Source organism: Membranihabitans marinus, from assembly GCF_019802045.1.
In the GTDB taxonomy this organism is placed as follows: Bacteria; Bacteroidota; Bacteroidia; order Chitinophagales; family Saprospiraceae; genus Membranihabitans; species Membranihabitans marinus_A.
Map to the genome: position 1 here is coordinate 137,946 of NZ_JAHVHU010000012.1, position 18,911 is coordinate 156,856.

Consider the following 18,911-nt stretch of genomic DNA (forward strand, 5'->3'; position numbering starts at 1 on the left):
AGTAGTATCAAAGCATATTGAAAGTTCACAACATATGACAAGCGTCCAGGCTAAGTAAATATAGGACGTGGTTAAGATTTTACCATAATAGGGTTGTCAAATTATCAAAACCATGTCAAAAACTTAGATGGTCAGGTTGAACACCTTCGGAGTTCAAAACACAAACATTCACTCCCCGAATGGCGCCTAGCGGCTTATTCGGGGTTATTCATCTTCAACACCGACGGTGTTGTTTTTCGAACACTGATCGATAGGAGCCCCAATGGATTGAGAATATCGGGAAATAGAGATCATCCCAGATCGGAACCCCTTATGGGGTTCAAAGTAAATAACCCCCGGCAAACATTGTGCAGCCGGGGGATAAAGTCCATACTTTTGAGAACCCCGTATGGGGTTCAAATAAGAGTTTAGAACGGAATAAACCAGGATATCTATTGAGAATGAATTTGTTTTACTAATTTGGTGACAAAATGGCCTTGTGGAAGCAGGTCTGATTTGTAAATGGTGTAACTGCAATGCCTAAGTTGTTGAATATGAATGGAATTGTTGAGGATTGCATTTTTTATAGAGAATTGTGTTAATTTATGTTCGGTAGTTTTCAAACCAATGATTTCAGCATGGACAGTGCGTCTCTCTAACAAGGTTGAGACAAGCTTCGAGGAGTTCGAAATGTGTGCCATCGACCACTGCTCTTTATTACTACCGAAGCTTGAGTGTATTATTTAAAAAATCATGGATTCTTATTGAGTTGGTGGAATCCTTATTATTTTTGATGTTAACTCTAACGAAATATGATCATGAAACAATTTAGCCGTAGTTTAATTCACTTTACGGTCTTACTTATTGGGTGTTTGCTTTTAAGTTGTACGCGAACACTTCCTGACACCAGAGAGACAAGTGGTGATCATAAACCGCATTATTATATAAAATCTGACCGGGGAACATCCAAGATAATAGAATGTGATGTGGCAGTTTATGGTGGAACACCAGGGGGTGTCACAGCAGCCATTCAGGCTGCAAACCTTGGAAAAAAGGCGTTGCTGTTATCTTTTAATCAACACGTTGGTGGAATGACATCCGGCGGATTGACTGCGACAGACATTGGAAAGAGAGAAACAGTGGGTGGGTTGGCTTCGGAATTTTATGACCGGATCGGACGCGTCAGGATGTATAGCCCGTCAGATGCGGAGAATTTGTATTTGGAAATGCTGGAAGAAGCCGGAGTAACCGTACTTTATGGGCGGTGTCTGGAGACTGTGGAAATGGAAGATGGTCAGTTGATTTCTATGACGATGGAAACAAACGAAACCATTCAGGCCAGAGTATTTGTGGACGCTACGTACGAAGGAGATTTAATGGCCGCTGCGAACGTTTCCTACACGGTCGGACGAGAACCAGCCAGTGCCTATGGAGAACCTATGGGGGGGCAATGGCAAAAAGATTCTTGGGAGAATGTATATCAATTCTGTGGATTGCCGATAAGCCCCTATGTGGATGCGGACAACCCGGATTCAGGCCTGCTTCCTGAAGTATCTTCAGATCCTTATGGAAAGGCCGGGGAAGGCGACTATAAGGTACAGGCGTATAATTTTCGCCATTATCTGACCACAGATGAGGATCGAATCCCTTTTCCCAAACCGGCAGGTTACGATCCTGATCGATACGCTCTCCTTGCCCGATTTTTAAACTATGATGCACCCATTGAGTGGGTGTTTAATTATACCGTCGCCCCTATGACAGATGGACCCGTTCAATTGCGCTTAGGTGACAGTAACAATGCGGGAAGCTTTTCTACCGACTATGTCGGTGGAAATTATAAGTGGCCGGATGGAACCTATCAATCCGGATCATTTGAAGAATTACCACCACCTCGTCGTGGTCTTACCATGCCAATGTCAGAGTTGTATAAGATTCGGGAGGAAATTTTTCAGGACCATGTTAACTATCAGCAGGGACTCATGTATTTTCTGGCTAATGATCCTCAGGTCCCGGAATTCATCAAGGATACCATGAATGCGTGGGGACTGGATCCGGACGAATTTCAAAACACCGGGCATTGGCCGCATCAACTTTATATCCGGGAAGGACGTCGAATGGTTTCTGATTACGTAATGACACAAGCCAATTGCGAATCCAAAGAAATCGTTAGCGATGGAATTGGACTCGCCTCCTATCCTATGGATTCTCATTTTTGTCAACGCGTCGTCATAAAAGAGGATGGTCGTGATGTGGTGCGGAATGAAGGCGGTTTTCAGCAAGGGTTTCCTGCCCCTTATCCGATCGCTTACCGTGCTATCGTACCTAAAAAGCAAGAGTGCCGAAACCTGTTGGTCCCTGTTGCGCTCTCTGCATCGCATGTCGCGTTTGGATCCATCCGCATGGAACCTGTTTTTATGATTTTAGGGCAAAGTGCCGGCACTGCAGCTGTTATGGCGATTGACGAAGGGCTTGCCGTGCAGGATGTTAACTACGCCAAACTCAAAACCAAACTGCAAGAAGATGGAATGATCCTGGCAGTCGATTAGATGATGGGCGAATACCAGCCGACAAGACCCAGGCCAAAAAGTTATTATTCAATTTAGTCTTTGACATTGCAGGATACGAACTGGGAATCTGGTATGGATTTTTTGGTTATCTGATAGTTGCTCAGATAAAAAAACTTATATTTCCACCTCAATGATGATACCCAATGCATGGGGGGTCTTTTTTTGTAAGGTTGATGTATTCATGAAGAAAAGGAGGAATGAACCATCTGGTCTATTAATAAGTCAATATAAGCGATAAAACGATGCTTCGAAAACTACCCTTATTACTTCTGTTTGTTTGCTGCTCTCAATGGAGTATGTCCCAGCAATACGATCCGTCACTGGTGCCCGGAATTGTAGTGACCCACAGTCCGCAGTCCTCGGGTAAATACATCGGATCTCCAAGTATAGCCATTTTACCCAATGGACACTACGTCGCTTCACACGATTTTTTCGGTCCCGAATCCAATGAACACGAAAGTGCGACTTCCCGCATATTTGTATCGAAAAACAAAGGACGGACCTGGACTCAGATCGCAGAGTTGCAGGATGCGTTCTGGTCTAAATTGTTTGTTCATCAGAATGACTTGTATTTTTTGGGTACCCATAAACACCATGGGAACACACTTTTACGGAAGTCAACCGATAGCGGGAGGACCTGGACACAACCCACTGATCGCAAAAATGGTCTGTTGTTGGAAGGTGAATACCATTGCGCTCCTGGACCGGTTTTGATCCACGATGGACGCTTGTGGCGGGCTATGGAAAGTGCCATGGGCACTCCGAAAAGGTGGGGCAAACGCTACGGTAATTTTATGATGTCTGCGCCGGTTGAGGCGGATTTACTGGATGCGGGTAACTGGACGATCAGTAATACACTATATCGGGATACTTCGTATCTGAACGGAAACTTCAACGCCTGGATCGAAGGGAATGCGGTGGTAGACCGGGAGGGTCAATTGTGGAATATCTTGCGCGTGGATGACAAATCGACCATCGAGGAGAAAGCGGCTTTTGTCAGGATTTCAACCGATGGGAAAAAAGCCAGTTTTGATCCCCAAACCGGATTTAAACCCTTCCCGGGCGGAGCCAAGAAATTTACGATTCGTTACGATAAGTCATCTGACCGATATTGGATGATCGCGAATTACATTCCGGCGGATATTAAAAAGTATAATCCAACAATAAACCCGGCTACGGTGCGAAACACCCAGGCACTGATGTCCTCCAGGGATTTGGTGAACTGGGAGCTGGAACGGATCTTGCTCCATCATCGGGAGATGAAATACCACGGATTTCAATACATCGATTGGCAGTTTGATGGTCGGAATATTATCTACTTATCCCGAACCGCCTATGATGATGGGTTGGGCGGTGCACACAACAACCACGACGCCAATTTTTTGACATTCCATCGGATAAGAAATTTTAGAAAATGATGAATTGGGACCCGATGTCCAACGCCTGGCCTGTAATGTGCGGACAACTTGAAATCCATAGGACATGAAGTGGTTGAATGTTCTTGTGGTGCTGGTATGCATATCGGCACATCCGATGCAGTCCGCCGGGCAGGGGATAATTGATCCGATGGGTACACGGGATCAGCCCAATATCGTGATTCTTATAGCAGACGACTGGTCGTGGCCACATGCAAGTATTTCGCCGCACAGTGATCCTGTGGTACACACACCCAATTTTGATAAAATAGCCCAAAATGGGGTGCTTTTCACCAATGCCCATGTAGCTGCTCCCTCGTGCTCACCTTCCCGCGCCAGCATCTTAACAGGTCGGTACCCTCATGAGTTGGGGTCCGGCGCGAACCTGTATGGTTCTTTTCCCAAGGATCTCCAGGTTTATCCCGATATACTGGCAGCAACAGGATACCAGATAGGGTATACAGGAAAGGGGTGGGGACCCGGAAACTTTCAGATCTCCGGGTGGCAACATAATCCTGCTGGTCCACAGTATGCCGATATCACTTCCTTTTTAGACGCTGTCCCAGAAGACGCATCCTTTTGTTTTTGGTATGGCAGCATCCGGCCCCATCGGCCTTATCAAGAAGGGGCTGGATTGACGGCCGGTCTGGATTCTGCGCTGGTAAAGGTTCCGCCTTACCTGCCGGATCTCCCGCAGGTGAAGATGGATATCCTGGATTACTACCACGCGGTCCACCAATTTGATCAGCAGGTCGGCGAAGTTTTGAAGGTTTTGGAACAAAAGGGCCGATTAGAGAACACCCTCCTTGTGGTAACCAGTGATAATGGCTGGCCATTTCCCCGGGGGAAAGCCACTCTATATGATGCCGGAACGCGCGTGCCTCTGGCCATCATGTGGAAAGGAAAAATTCAGAAGGACCAGGTGGTGGACGATCTGGTTAATCTGATCGATCTGGCACCAACATTTCTTGAAGCGGCCGGTGCGAAGATTCCATCTGACCTGTCAGGTGCCAGTTTGTGGCCTGCGTTGAAAAACAGGCATGGGATAAAGGGCAGTGATACAATTTTCGTAGAGCGGGAACGGCATTCCATCACCAGATCAGGTCAGAAGGGATACCCCATGCGGGCAGTGCGCACCCGTGATTTCTTGTATATTAAGAATTTTGAGAGCCATCGGTGGCCAGCGGGGAACCCGCAGCGGATGATCGAAGAAAAGCAATACAGAGGAGCAGATATCGACCGCTCTCCTACGAAGGATGTACTCGTGGAAAACCAGAAATCGTATCTGAAACAAGGCAGGAGTTATTTTTTATTTGATCAAATATTCAGCAAACGATCGGTGGAAGAGCTCTATGACTTAACCCATGATCCACATCAGTTGAATAATGTGATCAATAATGAAAAATATCAAGAAAAGGCTCTAGTGTTTCGCACCGCTTTGGAACAATGGATGGAAGCATCCAATGATCCCAGGCTATTAAAGGAGAGCTCATTTGATGACTATAAATATTATGGTCGAATTCCGAAATGAATTTGGTGTACTGGTAGCATGTGCTGGTTGTGCTATAATAGGCAATCGATTTCGAGCGGCTTGCCGAAGATCAAAGATCTGGTGGAAAGGAACAGGCTGGACGCGTATTTTGAATTGCATAGCCCGCTTTATTCACCACGTCAATCTGTGATGGTGCATAATATGCAGGTCATCAATTGCTTAAAATCCAAAATTGGGCATATTGCATAGCCCAATTTTTGTTGACGTTTGACTTTTGATTCATACATTATCCTCGGGACAGAGCCCTCGGTTCTCTCATAGAAAGTTCACTGAACTTTCTGTCTCAGCTCGGCTTTACCGAGATGAGACTATATTCGTTCATGTTACTAACTCCTTGAAATAGAATGCTATTCCGACGGAGTTAGATGCCTTGCATCTGCATAAGTCAAAAGCCATGAATTTTGCGGGATAGATTATTTTTAAATGGTTCTTTCAGCTTAAAAAACAAAAATGTGAAAAATTTATATTGGGTATCCTTGTTGTTGCTATTGAATGTTTTCTCCTGTACGAGGCGTATCGCACATCAAGTAGAGAACATCACTCCAAACCAGTTTAAGGGAAACGATACGGAACGAATCCAGGCGGCGGTGGATCAAGCTACAAAGTCGACCGGTCGGGTTGTGATCCCGGCCACCAATGGGAATGGATCTGGATTGTGGTTGTTGGATAGCGCAATCTTGTTGCCCAGCAACGTTACAGTGATTCTGGAAAATTGCACTCTTCAAATGTCCGATCAATCCAGAGACAATATGTTCCGTAGCAACAATGTGGGATTCGGAATAGTCAATCCATCGTGGAATCACCACATCCGAATTATTGGCGTGGGTGACGCGACCTTAAAAGGAGCAGCTCGTCCCAGATCGACCGGCGATGGAGCTAAAAAGCTTAGTCTGACTCCCGCTAAGGATATTAAAAAGTCGGGGGACTACCACATTAGCTACGGTACCGATGCGGGCAAAGCAGGTGTGAAACAATCTGGAGACTGGCGAAATATAATGATCCTGATGGCTTATGTGGATGGTTTTACTCTTAAGAATGTCACGATAGAAGAAACGCATGCATGGGCCGTGAGCCACGAAAGAGTGTGGAATGCGGAGCTTTCCAATATTAGAATAAATAATCCCGAAACCAGTGTGATCGGTGGCCAGGAGCAGGTGATACGAAATAGGGATGGTATTAATCTCCGACACGGATGTAAAAATTTTCGGATCGATAATATTTCGGGAGTAACCGGTGATGATTTTGTGGCCTTGTCGACCCTTGGAACGCATGCGGATGATCCAGAAGGGGGCACCTTTAATTCGACCATGGTTACTTCGAGAAGATGGCATGGGCCGGAAGATGACACGGAGCAGGTGTACATCACCAACATCGTCTGTGAAAGTGCGACCCGTGCAGTAGCCATCCGGGCGAATGATGAAGCCAGTACCCACCATGTATTTGTGGATGGGGTGATTTTTCATGGTGGCTACAATACCCTGTTGGTTGGAGGCCGGGGCTATGGAAGAGACTCGCAGCCAGGAAAAATCAATAATATCTATGCCATGAATATTAATGGCGATGGTCAATCACTGATCCTGATAGAGGAAGCCATCGCGAATTGTAGCTTTATCAATGGCGTGTTTCGTGGGGATGGAGACCAGATCATTCGATATGGTATAGAAGAAAGCCATACCCGAAATATCATGACGCAAAATTTGACGCGAGTGTATCAGGAGTAACTGAATAGCCTTTTATGCGCAGACATCGGATCAATGACCAATTGTTTAGTAGTGCGGAAGGTGGGTTCTCCGTCGAGAAATTAAAGATAAAAACGCACCTACTATATAATTTAAGTTGAAAATCCGATATATTGTACCATATCGTGTTTTCCCAAGTTCTGATCAACCAGGGTCAGCGACTGAACTTTTCGGGAGGTGCATGAAAAAGACGATCATGGCGGTAGGTATGTTATGCGGTATCCGTTGGTACAGGCTCTGTCTTCAGAAGATTAAAACCTAAAATACTATGATTTACAACAGGAGAAGAATTTTAAAATCAGTGCCTGTCCTTGCTGGAGGCTTGGCGGTTGGAAATTTTGGCTTTTTGCCCGTGGAAAACAAAGCTAAAATCCTTGACGGGGTTCGGTCTTTTTTTATAAAAGTAGCTAACGAAGATGGAACGTTTCGACCCGGGATTCCCGCTGATTATCCGGGGATGTCTGATACCGGACTCTCTGGCATCGCAGCTCCTACCTATGCGGTGGTCGTTCATAAAACGTTTGGCTGGGAATTGCCTTATGAAGAGGCATCCATTGATTTTTTCCTTTCAAGTCAGCGGAGCGATGGGGCATTCTATGCAACGACGGGGTCCAGAGATCCCAACACCCCCCTTTCCAAACTGTACAACACGGTACAAAGTGTGGCCGCATTGAAGATTTTAGGCGCAGAACCCAGGTATGACCCCATGCCGGTTATCGAGTATTTTTTTGAAGGAAAAAGATTCCAGGAACTACCGCTTTATACTACGAGTTTTTTTGCTCTTTTCTTTAGTGCCTGGAATAAGAGGATGCCTTCGTATATCGATGAAAAAATGAGGGCGTATTTGAAAGACGAACAAAAAGCGGATGGTTATATCGGTAACCATGTGGCATCCACCTTTCATGCTGCTCATTATTATCGATTAATTGGTGAGGAAACCCCACTGGCAGAAGAAATGGTGACCCGGGTACTTAAAGATCAAAAAGACGATGGGTCCTGGTCTTTAAACACACCTGATTATGATGTGCATGCTGTTTTTGATGCCTTGTTTATACTTCGTCAGGTGGGTGATAAAAAGCGAAAAAGACAGATTGCAAAGGCGTATCGCAAAGCGACAAATTGGATATTGGAATGCCGCAAGGACGATGGTGGGTTTAGCCATTTTCCCGGGAAGGCTCCTTCCGATGTCGATGCGGTGTATTTTCATATCGGAGCATTGGTTGAAAGCGGATATTTGAAACCTGCTAAAGGCATTGAAGATGAAGAAATTTATGGCTGGGGGCATTTGATGGATCCGGATAAAACGTACAATTGCTTAATTTAATAATGTATATCTCACAACGTATGATTCGACTCACCCTGGTTGCAAGCTTTTTCTTTATGTTTTTCTTGTCGTCGGTCGAAAGCCAGACCACCACCTGGATCAAACCGGGCATCCATTGCTTTGAAGTACCGACGGAGTATTTAAAAGAAAGAGATTCAATTCCTGATTTTTGGCTCACCACCAATGCGGAGGTGAATGATTTTCTGGACGCGAACATACGTCGTGGAGAAGTACGTCAAATTGGCACTTCAGCCGGCGGTCGACCCATTCGTGCTGTTTTTTACGGGACTCCCCGGGAAGGAGAAGGAACAACCACCTATTCCGGTTCCTTGGGTTTTCAGGATGTGCGGGCGTACCGAGGTCCGGATCACGAAAACACGGTCTTTTTGGCGATGGCATCCGTTCATGGTGGCGAATTGGAGCCCATCATGGGTATCGTCAACTTTTTATCTGTACTGGAAACTGGCAAGGATCTGAGAGGGAAAGCCTGGCCCGAGATTGAGCAGTTTTTTCATGAGATCGACCGGTTGATCGTGATTCCGATTATGAATCCGGATGGAAGGAACCGGGTGCCTATTCGGATGACGCCATTCAGGGGAATGAATTATAAGGTCAATGAATATTGGAATACCGGAGGAAATCCCGATGGAACGCTGATTGGGTGGCCTGATATCAAAGAGTATATCCCTTTTGATTTTACGACCAATCAGTTTCCCGGTGGCTACTCGAACGAAGCCGGTGTAAACATCCAACACGATGACTTTTTCAACGTCATGCAACCCGAAACCCGCGCTTTGTTTGATTTGTGTGATATAGAGAAACCGGATTTAATTTTGAATATGCATACCGGAGCCGTGTTTCCCAAAATGCTCAAACCATTTACGGAAGTTGAATTGCGACCCGTTTTTGATCAATTGTACAAAAGGATATTGACGGCGTGGACGAAGGCCGGGCTGGAACGGACGGATAATGTGGAACTGGAGTCCGATCCGGAAGGCGTAGGTAGTTATTCTCCATTTGGGTTGGATGGCGCGTTGAGTTTTCACTGCGGTGCGTTAAGCGCTGTGATTGAATCGCCGAACCATGGATTTGCTTCGGTGCGGGATGAACACGGTGACATGATTATTATGACACCGGATATGTTGTTGGATGCCCAATTAATCGGGTATCGGGAGTCACTGCAGTTTTTGAGGGATACCGGGGGTCGATCGCAGTGGACACCTGGGAAGAATTCAAGATGAGCATGTTGCCGATCCTCGAGAATGTCGCTGAGTCTAAATGATATGTATATGTTATCCAGAAGAAAATTTATTTTAAAAGCCACTAAGCATTCTGTAGCATTCCTTGCCCTTGGGAATGTCAGCACGCTGATGTTTATTAAATCCGGTATCCAAGTCAAAAGAGGTCTGAAAACATCGGTTTTGGTCGAAGAAGACATTTACTCCTATGTGAACGCAAACAACGGTGCTGGTCCGCTTTGGGCATCTGGATGTACTTCGATTGTCCGGATGGGCGATCAGTTGTTCGCCAGCGGATTGGAAACAGATCCGGAAGTGGAAGGACTGAGTAATTGCCAGTGGCTTTTGTTTGAGCGGAAGAAATCTGGCTGGATGTTGGTGGCCCGGGATTTAGTGAACTACACCAGAGAACCCTGTCCATTGGGGGCTTTCGGAGGTGACCAGGTGCTTTTGTCCGTGAATCCGAAAATGGCTGACACCTGCACAAAATACTGCCCAACCCGTCCGGGCGTATTGACCTTTAATTCGAAAGCTCCATACGGGATTCACGAACAGTGGATTCCGGAGTGGGGAAATAATCCGGGGTTTAACGATCACTCCTACAGGGCCTGGGGGGTGGACAGTGGAAATCAAGAAGTCATTCTTTTTCAAAACTATTTGTATGATCATGCTGAATGGACTTTCCGCGACCGGCACGGAGCCTGGCTTGCAACGGGTGGCCTGTTGTGGCCCAGGAAAAGTTATCATGGGAAGGAAATTCCCTTACGGCTGTGCTATAGCAATGTTGTGTTAAGAGACCGCAAGGCTTGGTTTTTATCCACTGCGGATATTGTAGAACCCGTGGAGGCCTGGCGGGAATACAAATTGGAATCAACCGGTCAAAAATGGGATTATGTATTCAGAAGACTTTATTTCTCCTGGAATTCGGATGTCGTGCAACGTGATTTTTCTTCATGGATATTGATTGCGGACCGCGATGCCACAGCGGGACATATCCGCAATCAGGATCTATGGGTCGATGAGGATAATACGGCGTATTTGTTGTGGACGGAGAAAGCCATTGATGAGCGGTTGAGACCAACCTTTTTTCCGGATGCAAAACAGTACAAGGCATTAAATTGCAGTGTGGTGAAAAATGGAGAGCTGCTAACAACAATAGCCGTTGCAGCACATAAAGAAGATGAGGAAGGCGATTTAACACCCGGGAACGGTCGGTTTGTGGTGACCCCAGAAGGCCGATTAATGGTGGTATTTTATATTTCCGGAATCACCGCCGATGGCCGTAAAGTTTCCGAGAATCGAATGGTAGAAATTCTTCGAACGCCAATGGTTCCTAGAGGGGAATCAATTCAGATTCCTTTTGATGCACCTTTTGTCACTTTTCAGGTTCCTTCTCAGGGGGCGGGTTGTTCCCCGTCAAGGTTTATTGACTTGTTGGGTGTCCGGGAAAACAAAAAGAATACGATAAGCTATGCACAGGTGAAGTTGACATGATATCAGACGCATTTTTTTATGATGTACAAAGATCGTGCCTGCCCAATCAGATCGCAAAATCAGTTGATTGCCATTCGGTCCTTCAAAAGGTATTGTATAGGAACCGAAGTAGAAGCTATATTTTGATTTCAGCTGGATTTCGTTAAGTTTACTTGCAGAGTGTTTGCGCTACAATGATTATTTTATAAAATCACTATGACAACAATTTAAAAATCATGAATCATCCTCTTTTTTTGAAAATTTTAATTGGTATTTGTATCAGTTGTGTTTGTTCCATGGGGAATCTAATAGCTCAACCGACAGTTACTTTGAAAAAGGGGGACCTCAAAGCTGTTTTTGTGGATAATAGCGCCTATGGGGAACACCATCGCAGCGGATACAACGGCATTTCTGAGTTGTACCACGTTGATCAGGATTCCACTTTGTTTGTGCCGCTGTTTGCCGGTGTTAACCTGGAACATATTTTTGACGGGGATTCCCTGGTTTCTTTTTTTGAGCCCAGAAAGGAAGCGATGACCATTCAGCGGTTGTCGGATTCCAAAGTGATGTTGCATCAACCGGAAACCAGCATTTCAAAAGTGGAAAACTGGACCACTTTTGAGATGGTGGAACCCCACTACATCGATGTGGAATTCAAATTTAAAGTGCACGATCGAGCCATGTTTGACCATGGATATATCGGTTTCTTCTGGGCCTCCTACATCAATTCACCCAAAGAACTCGGGATTTATTTTAAAGGCCGGAAAAATGGAATTGGTCCCGATGATTGGATGTATGTTTTTTCAAGATTTCACGGCGACAACGGGACGCACGTCAGCAAAGATGATTCGTATGATTTTTATACAGCACCAAATTTTAATATAGACCTGGCGAAAGAGATTTCGGATTATACTTTTTCAGAACCCTATTACTATGGTCGGTTTCATAATATGGTGTTTGCTTATCTTTTTCCGGAACCAGAAGAGGGCATCATCAGATTATCTCAATCGCCCAGTGGAGCCGGGGATGGAAAGCCAGCGTGGGATTTTCAATATATACTGCCGGACTTTGAAGTAGGAAAAGAATACGCTATCAAATGGCGGGTGGTGTATAAAGAATGGGAGAGCCGGGATGATATAGAACAAGAGTATGAAAAGTGGAAATTGAATCAAAACTAGTGTTGCGTTTCATAAATTTTTATAATTATAATGTAACGAACAAAATTATGCAATTCAGAATCTAACCCAACCGCTCTGAGGTCTTTTACCCAGTCAGGGTCAGATTAGGTTAGATGTGAGTTAGAAAATCAATTCCAACCCAGTCAGAGCCTGCCACCCCATAGCGTGGGTCGGATTAGGTTGAACTCTGAGTCATTTTGAGATATATGAGGTGTTATAAATAATCGAAAAAAAATATAGCCAGGCAGGCTCACGAATCGTCTGGCTCAATCTGTGATTCGTGAACCTGTGTTTCTCCGGGAGCGATAAGTGCGCGCCAATGTGGTTGTCTTGGAACAGCACGCCGTATCACCATTAGATCGGAAAGCCTGTGGGTGAGGATTGTGGGTAAGAAGGATTACCGAGCTAAAATGGTGATATAGTAGCCAATGGGAGGTTCGTGTGCAGGTGGATTGCCGAGCCCAAAATTATCGTACTTTGTTCTTGAAGAACGAGGGCACCAAATCATAAATAGTATCTTTTATTTATGATTCGGCACACTAGTGCAACCGGGCCCAATTCCTGACAAATTTTGGTAAAAAAAAATATTTGATCTAATCTGTAGCTTTGATAAAAGACGTTTCCAAGAAATATAAGCTTCACCTGGTTTCCATTTTAATTTTGATGGTCCTTTTTAGCTGCAAGACCCGGCCGATAAGCGAATCCCGACCGCTTCAATCACCGAAAGGGTATATGAATGAAACATTTTTGAAGATATCTTATGCTTTGGGTTTCTTGGATCTGGTTGATACAGAACCATCGGTTCCCGAGGGCATCCAGGAATTTAAGAATATAGAGTATAAAAAAGTCGATTCACTTTCTCTTCAACTGGATATCTACAAACCCAGGGATCTCAAGTCGCCTGCGCCCGTTTTGATTTTTATTCATGGCGGCGCCTGGCGGAGTGGCCAACGATCGGATTATCTGCCGTATTTGATTGATTATGCCAACAAAGGATATGTCACTGCGACCATTTCCTACCGGTTAGTGAAAGACGCCCCCTATCCGGCCGCTGTTCAGGATGTAAACTGTGCGATTCGATGGATTATGAAACATGGGTCCGACTACGGCATGGATGTCACCAAGATGGCTCTGGTCGGTGGTTCTGCCGGTGCGCATCTGGCTCTATTGGTTGGTTATGGAGGTGATATGGAGTTATTTAGTGACCACTGTTCCCTTGATTCCGCTTCTGCTGATATAAAGGCCATCGTAGATTTATACGGTCCCACTGATTTCACCACATCGTACGCCCGGGAAAGCTATCAGGTGAAAGACTTCCTGAATGCATCCTTTGAAGAGAACCCGGACATCTATAAAGCAGCCTCCCCACGGACCTATATCTCTCCAGATGTTCCGCCGACCTTGATATTTCAGGGAACCATCGATGGCCTGGTGCCCGTGAGCCAGTCCGATTCTTTGGCTGTGTGGTTGTCCAATGCTGGTGTCCCTCATGAATACCACCGGTTGAAAGGATGGCCCCATACCATGGATCTGGCTGTAAAGGTGAATGAATACTGTCAATATTATATGGACCGTTTTTTTGAGAAATACTTAGTGCACTAGGGTCTAAAAATGATCCGTATATTTCCCACTGACCTCACAAATTTCCGCAGCCGTGTGACGACATGGCGTTGAATATTTTCTAACCACGTCCATGTGTTTGTATAGCGTACATTTTTGCTTTTGTTTAAATGTAATTTGGTTACATTGATACTCACCGGATTAGGAATTTAGGAAAGATCAGATTAATAAATTATTTTGGTCGGAAATAGAGAATTATGAAAAATAGTACACGTCAGGATAGACGAGATTTTCTGGACAAAATAACCAAACTGGGTATGTTGAGTTTCCTGCCGGCTTCCCCCTTGCTCTCATCAAAAGAGGTGGCCATCAGTGCAAAATCGAACAAATTACTGGAAGTAGGACCTTATTTGCAAAACCTGTCCTCGGAGGGAATCACTGTGATGTGGACCACTACACGCAATAGCTTTTCCTGGGTGGAGTACGGTCAAAGTGCCTTTTTACATAAAAAAGCTTTCGAATATGTGGGTGGACTTATTCAGGCGAACAACCGCATACACCGGGTTCGAATACAACCCCTGGAACCTGGCGTACGGCTAAAATACCGGATTGTATCCGTTGAAATACTGGACGTCAAGGGATCCCAATATGAATTCGGTGAACCCGAAATCGGACCAATTCATGAAGTGGCCGTTCCTCCTAAAGATGAAAAATCGGTCCGTGTAGCCATTTTCAATGACCACCATGAAATAGAATCCACCATCCCGGAGCTTCTATACCGATTTGGATACCAGGGGAATCATCAGGACTTTGATGTGGTGGTGTTCAATGGGGATGTGTTCAACAATACCAATTCTGAAACGCAGATCAAAGATCAGTTTATCACACCCTGCGTCAATGTTTTTGCATCGCATACGCCACTGGTTTTTGTACAAGGGAATCATGAGGTACGTGGAGCTGCGGCTCGAATGCTCCCGCAATATTTTGATTTTCCGACAGGTAAATTTTACCACACTTTTGATCGAGGGCCAGTTAAGTTTTTGGTGTTGGATGCGGGAGAGGACAAGGCCGATGAGAACTGGGAATATGGGGGGCTGGCTGCCTTTGACCGGTATCGGGCAGAGCAAAGAGCCTGGTTGGAAGCGGAAATTCAGAAGGATTCATTTAAAAATGCGAAATACCGGGTACTGTTGATTCATATTTCGCCGTGGCACTCGGGCACCTGGCATGGAACACTGCACTGCCGGGAGATGTTTGGTGATTTATTGAATCAAGCTGATATTGATGTCCAGATCTCAGGGCATACCCACCGTTACAAATATCATGAACCAGACGAAGACCACAATTTTCCTATATTCATCGGCGGAGGTCCGCAAAAGGGCCGTCGAACCTTGATAAAACTGCACGCAAATCAAAAGCAATTGAAGGTAAAGATGTTGGCGGATAGTGGAGCGCTGGTGAAAGAAAAGATTATCACTCCTAAGGCCTGATCTTGAATGGCCTGTGAGATGAATATAGCGGGGAAGTCAAAATTTTGTAAGAATTCTAAGAAGCTAATTCACCAGAAACGAAATACATATTGATGGCGTGGTTTTGATTTCTATTTAGGTTTTAGTCAGTCTGCGACCCATATCTGGGTCGATATCGGGGGTCGATATGATGCTAATAAAGTTGGACCTCGCTGAGGTCCTATTGCTTGCATGCTAGTGCTCCGTTTCATAAATCATTACGGTTAATTCTGGCTCCTTTTTGTGCTATCCTTCGTTGTAAAGCCTCACCTTAACCCCAGCTGCGGTTGCGTTTTGACGCCTTGACTATCACAAAAAAGACCTCAGTATTATTCCACATAACTTATAAAACAGAACACTAGTGTACTTTTTTAAGTTATGTGGAGATCCCCATCATGTCAACGTATTTGCGAGCGTAGTTTTTTACCATCCCGGCCTTTGGGTGGGACCCATCACTAATACACCGACGTCCTTCCTAGACTTGATATCATGATACCCATTTTTCTTTACAATTATTTGGTTCGACCAACATAGTACTTGATACTATACTACATCCTGTTCTTGAGATGGAATAGCCTTATAAAACAGATGTTGGTGGAAGAAATCGCGATGTTTGCCTGTAGGATAGCGAGATGGCTTACACCTTGCTAACCGGACCTGATTTGCACCATTTTGGTCCGTGGAGTAAGAGCTCTGTGCCATTGGCATCCCTATGGGAAAAGGGCGATGATATAACAGCGATGGGTCCCAACCCATCGAATAGATGAACGGAGTATAATGAGCCCTGAAGGGGTGATGGTACTTTGTAATAAGGATTGACCCTGTTAGGGGTCACAGTTTATTAGACACAGTGATTTACCTCAACCGACCCGATAAGGGTCGAAGAACTTTAAGAATATGATTTTAGTATCAGCTCCATACCCTCATTATCCTTGAATAGGTAGGTTACTCGGGATAACGTCTGGTACATTTAGTGATTTGCCAGTGGTAGGATAGATGAAATTTTGATAAAAAGATCGTCCTCCATGCATTAGGACTATCGATGGTGGAAAAAGGACTTTCAGGGACGACACACCTCGTTGATATGCGATCAATAAGTGATTTTTCAAGCCCCTAATCGGAGTACTGCAGTTTCAGGGTATATTTTCATGTAAATATTTACGTACCGATTTGAATATTAGATTAAAAAATGATAAAATCAGTGTTTGATTAAGAAATTAGCCAATATGAGAAAGGAAGAAGTTCACGAAAACTTGAATGACACCGAAGAAAGGATTTGGGCCTGTTTCATGCATCTGTCCTTCAATTTTGCGGGTGGTATTCGAAATTGGGGAGGATTGCGTGATGAGTTTGAACCGGACAGTTCCACCTGGGATGCGGCCATTGACCGGATGGCTGTCCAAGGTATAAACATGGTATTGATGAATCTGGATGATTCTGTACTGTGGAGGATTCATCCTGAAATTTCTTTAAAAAATTCCTGGACACCGGAACGATTGCGGATTGAATTGGATAAAATTCGCAAAAAGGGAATTGAGCCCATACCGGTCCTGAACTTTGCGGCAACCCACGATGCCTGGTTGGGGGAGTATGCAAAAATGGTCTCCACGCCGAAATATTACGAGGTATGTAGAGATCTGATCGCAGAAGCAATCGACCTGTTTGATGCGCCCCGGTTTATCCATTTTGGAATGGATGAAGAAACCTATCACCACCAAAAACACTTTGACTATGTCGTCATTCGTCAAAAAGAAGCCTGGTGGGCCGATTTGTATTTTTACATCAGTGAGGCCTTTAAGAAGGGCGTGAGACCTTGGGTGTGGTCGGATTATGTGTGGCATCACCCGGAGGAATTTTTTAAAATGATGCCAAAATCCGTCGTTCAAAGCAATTGGTATTATGGAGAAACCTTTGCCACAGATGGGAAATATACCCAGGCCTATTTGGATTTGGAACGAGAAGGATATGATCAGATACCTACGGGGAGTTACCACGCGATACCGGCACAGGATTTTAAGGCTACGAATGAAATGAATGTTGGGAAAACGGTTGAATTTTGTGCTGAGCACATCAATGATCAAAGATTACTTGGATTTATGCAAACCTTTTGGATGCCGACGACCAGGCAGTTTGAACCGACCATTCTGAAAGCCATTGATTTGTTGGGGGAGGCCAAGAGTGAATTTCAGGATAAATGAATTATGGATCATAAAAACAACAGTACAAAATGTATAATCGTAGAAAATTTATAAAGGATATGGCTGTAGCAGGTTCGATGACCACGACATCATCCTTAGTCTCGCCGCTTTTCCGAAATCAAAGATCGGTTTATCCGGACAAAATATGGGCGTGTTTGTTGCATTTGAGCTTCAATATGTGGGAAGAGTATATTGCACCACAAAGACCTTTCCGGGGATACCGACCCGATTTGCAGTTTAGTGAACCATTGTGGAATAAGGCGTTGAATGAAATGACTGAACAGGGACTGAACATGGTGGTAATCGATCTGGGTGACGGAGTGAAATATGACTCCTATCCGGAGATCGCGGTGAACAATGCCTGGTCGGTCGATAAACTGCGTGCGGAACTGGACAAAGCGCGGAAGCTTGGTTTGGAGCCCATTCCAAAATTGAATTTTTCAGCCGGGCACGACACTTGGATGGGTGTCTATAGCCGGATGGTATCTACAGAACCCTACTATGAATTTTGCAGCAATTTAATCAAAGAGGTGTCTGAACTGTTCGATCAACCCCGGTTTTTTCATTTGGGGATGGATGAGGAAACCTACAGCCATCAGCGGTATCAAAAGCATATTGTGGTTCGCCAGGGCGAAGCGTGGTGGAAAGATTTTTATTTTTTGGTGGAAGAAGTCGAGAAAAACAACTCCAGAGCCTGGATCTGGCCCGATTATTTCCTTTGGAACGAGCCGGAGGTGTTTTTTAAGCGTATGCCGAAATCCGTGGTTCAAAGCAATTGGTATTATGGACATGACTTTGCAACGAAGGAAGAAGTAGCGGCCACTGATCAACAGGAATTTTATGATAAAAGTAGTAAGGGTAAGAAGTACAAACGATTCAGCGATGCGTATCTGGACCTGGATCGACATGGGTATGATCAAATCCCCACAGGCAGCTTCCATACGGACAATGCTTCAAACATTGGTCAGACTGTAGAATTTGGCCAAAAGTTCCTTTCCGATGACCGGTTACTTGGTTTTTTGCAAACCATCTGGAAGCCGACAATTGAAGATTCGGACCGTCATTCTGATATGGGTTATGAGGAGCGGATCCTAAAGGGGATAGATTTGATGGGGAAGGCTAAGAAATATGATTAGCGATAAGGTAAAATGGTAGCCAAACTGATTACACTACTATATGT

The 18,911-nt window shown here is 44.9% G+C and carries 12 protein-coding genes; all 12 read left to right on the top strand.

Going from position 1 to position 18,911, the window contains the following annotated elements; translation table 11 throughout:
- Positions 1-797: 797 nt before the first annotated feature.
- Entirely contained in the window at positions 798-2,525 is a 1,728-nt protein-coding gene (locus tag KUV50_RS13640; RefSeq protein WP_222580728.1) for an FAD-dependent oxidoreductase, read from the top strand.
- Positions 2,526-2,788: 263 nt separating this feature from the next.
- Positions 2,789-3,964: a sialidase family protein gene (locus tag KUV50_RS13645; RefSeq protein WP_222580729.1), complete on the top strand. Its 1,176-nt coding sequence runs from the start codon at positions 2,789-2,791 to the stop codon at positions 3,962-3,964.
- A gap of 64 nt (positions 3,965-4,028) precedes the next feature.
- Positions 4,029-5,492 (top strand): sulfatase, encoded by a 1,464-nt coding sequence (locus KUV50_RS13650; RefSeq protein ID WP_222580730.1) that lies wholly within the window; start codon positions 4,029-4,031, stop codon positions 5,490-5,492.
- A gap of 473 nt (positions 5,493-5,965) precedes the next feature.
- Positions 5,966-7,234, top strand: coding sequence for a glycosyl hydrolase family 28 protein (locus tag KUV50_RS13655; RefSeq protein ID WP_222580731.1), 1,269 nt, complete (start codon positions 5,966-5,968; stop codon positions 7,232-7,234).
- A gap of 286 nt (positions 7,235-7,520) precedes the next feature.
- Positions 7,521-8,576 (top strand): prenyltransferase/squalene oxidase repeat-containing protein, encoded by a 1,056-nt coding sequence (locus KUV50_RS13660; RefSeq protein ID WP_222580732.1) that lies wholly within the window; start codon positions 7,521-7,523, stop codon positions 8,574-8,576.
- Positions 8,577-8,596: 20 nt separating this feature from the next.
- Complete coding sequence (locus KUV50_RS13665; RefSeq protein ID WP_222580733.1) at positions 8,597-9,817, top strand: M14 family zinc carboxypeptidase; 1,221 nt, start codon at positions 8,597-8,599, stop codon at positions 9,815-9,817.
- Positions 9,818-9,865: 48 nt separating this feature from the next.
- A complete protein-coding gene (locus KUV50_RS13670) occupies positions 9,866-11,308 on the top strand; it encodes a hypothetical protein (RefSeq protein ID WP_222580734.1) in 1,443 nt (480 codons plus the stop codon).
- A 275-nt stretch (positions 11,309-11,583) separates the two neighbouring features.
- Positions 11,584-12,465, top strand: a complete 882-nt coding sequence (locus tag KUV50_RS13675) for a hypothetical protein (protein ID WP_222580735.1) — start codon at positions 11,584-11,586, stop codon at positions 12,463-12,465.
- A 732-nt stretch (positions 12,466-13,197) separates the two neighbouring features.
- Positions 13,198-14,067 carry an alpha/beta hydrolase gene (locus KUV50_RS13680; protein WP_222580736.1) on the top strand — a complete coding sequence of 290 codons (870 nt, stop codon included), beginning with the start codon at positions 13,198-13,200 and terminating at the stop codon, positions 14,065-14,067.
- A gap of 215 nt (positions 14,068-14,282) precedes the next feature.
- Positions 14,283-15,515: a metallophosphoesterase family protein gene (locus KUV50_RS13685; protein ID WP_222580737.1), complete on the top strand. Its 1,233-nt coding sequence runs from the start codon at positions 14,283-14,285 to the stop codon at positions 15,513-15,515.
- A gap of 1,244 nt (positions 15,516-16,759) precedes the next feature.
- Positions 16,760-17,731 carry a hypothetical protein gene (locus KUV50_RS13690; RefSeq protein WP_222580738.1) on the top strand — a complete coding sequence of 324 codons (972 nt, stop codon included), beginning with the start codon at positions 16,760-16,762 and terminating at the stop codon, positions 17,729-17,731.
- A 29-nt stretch (positions 17,732-17,760) separates the two neighbouring features.
- Positions 17,761-18,867: a hypothetical protein gene (locus KUV50_RS13695; RefSeq protein WP_222580739.1), complete on the top strand. Its 1,107-nt coding sequence runs from the start codon at positions 17,761-17,763 to the stop codon at positions 18,865-18,867.
- Positions 18,868-18,911: the final 44 nt, after the last annotated feature.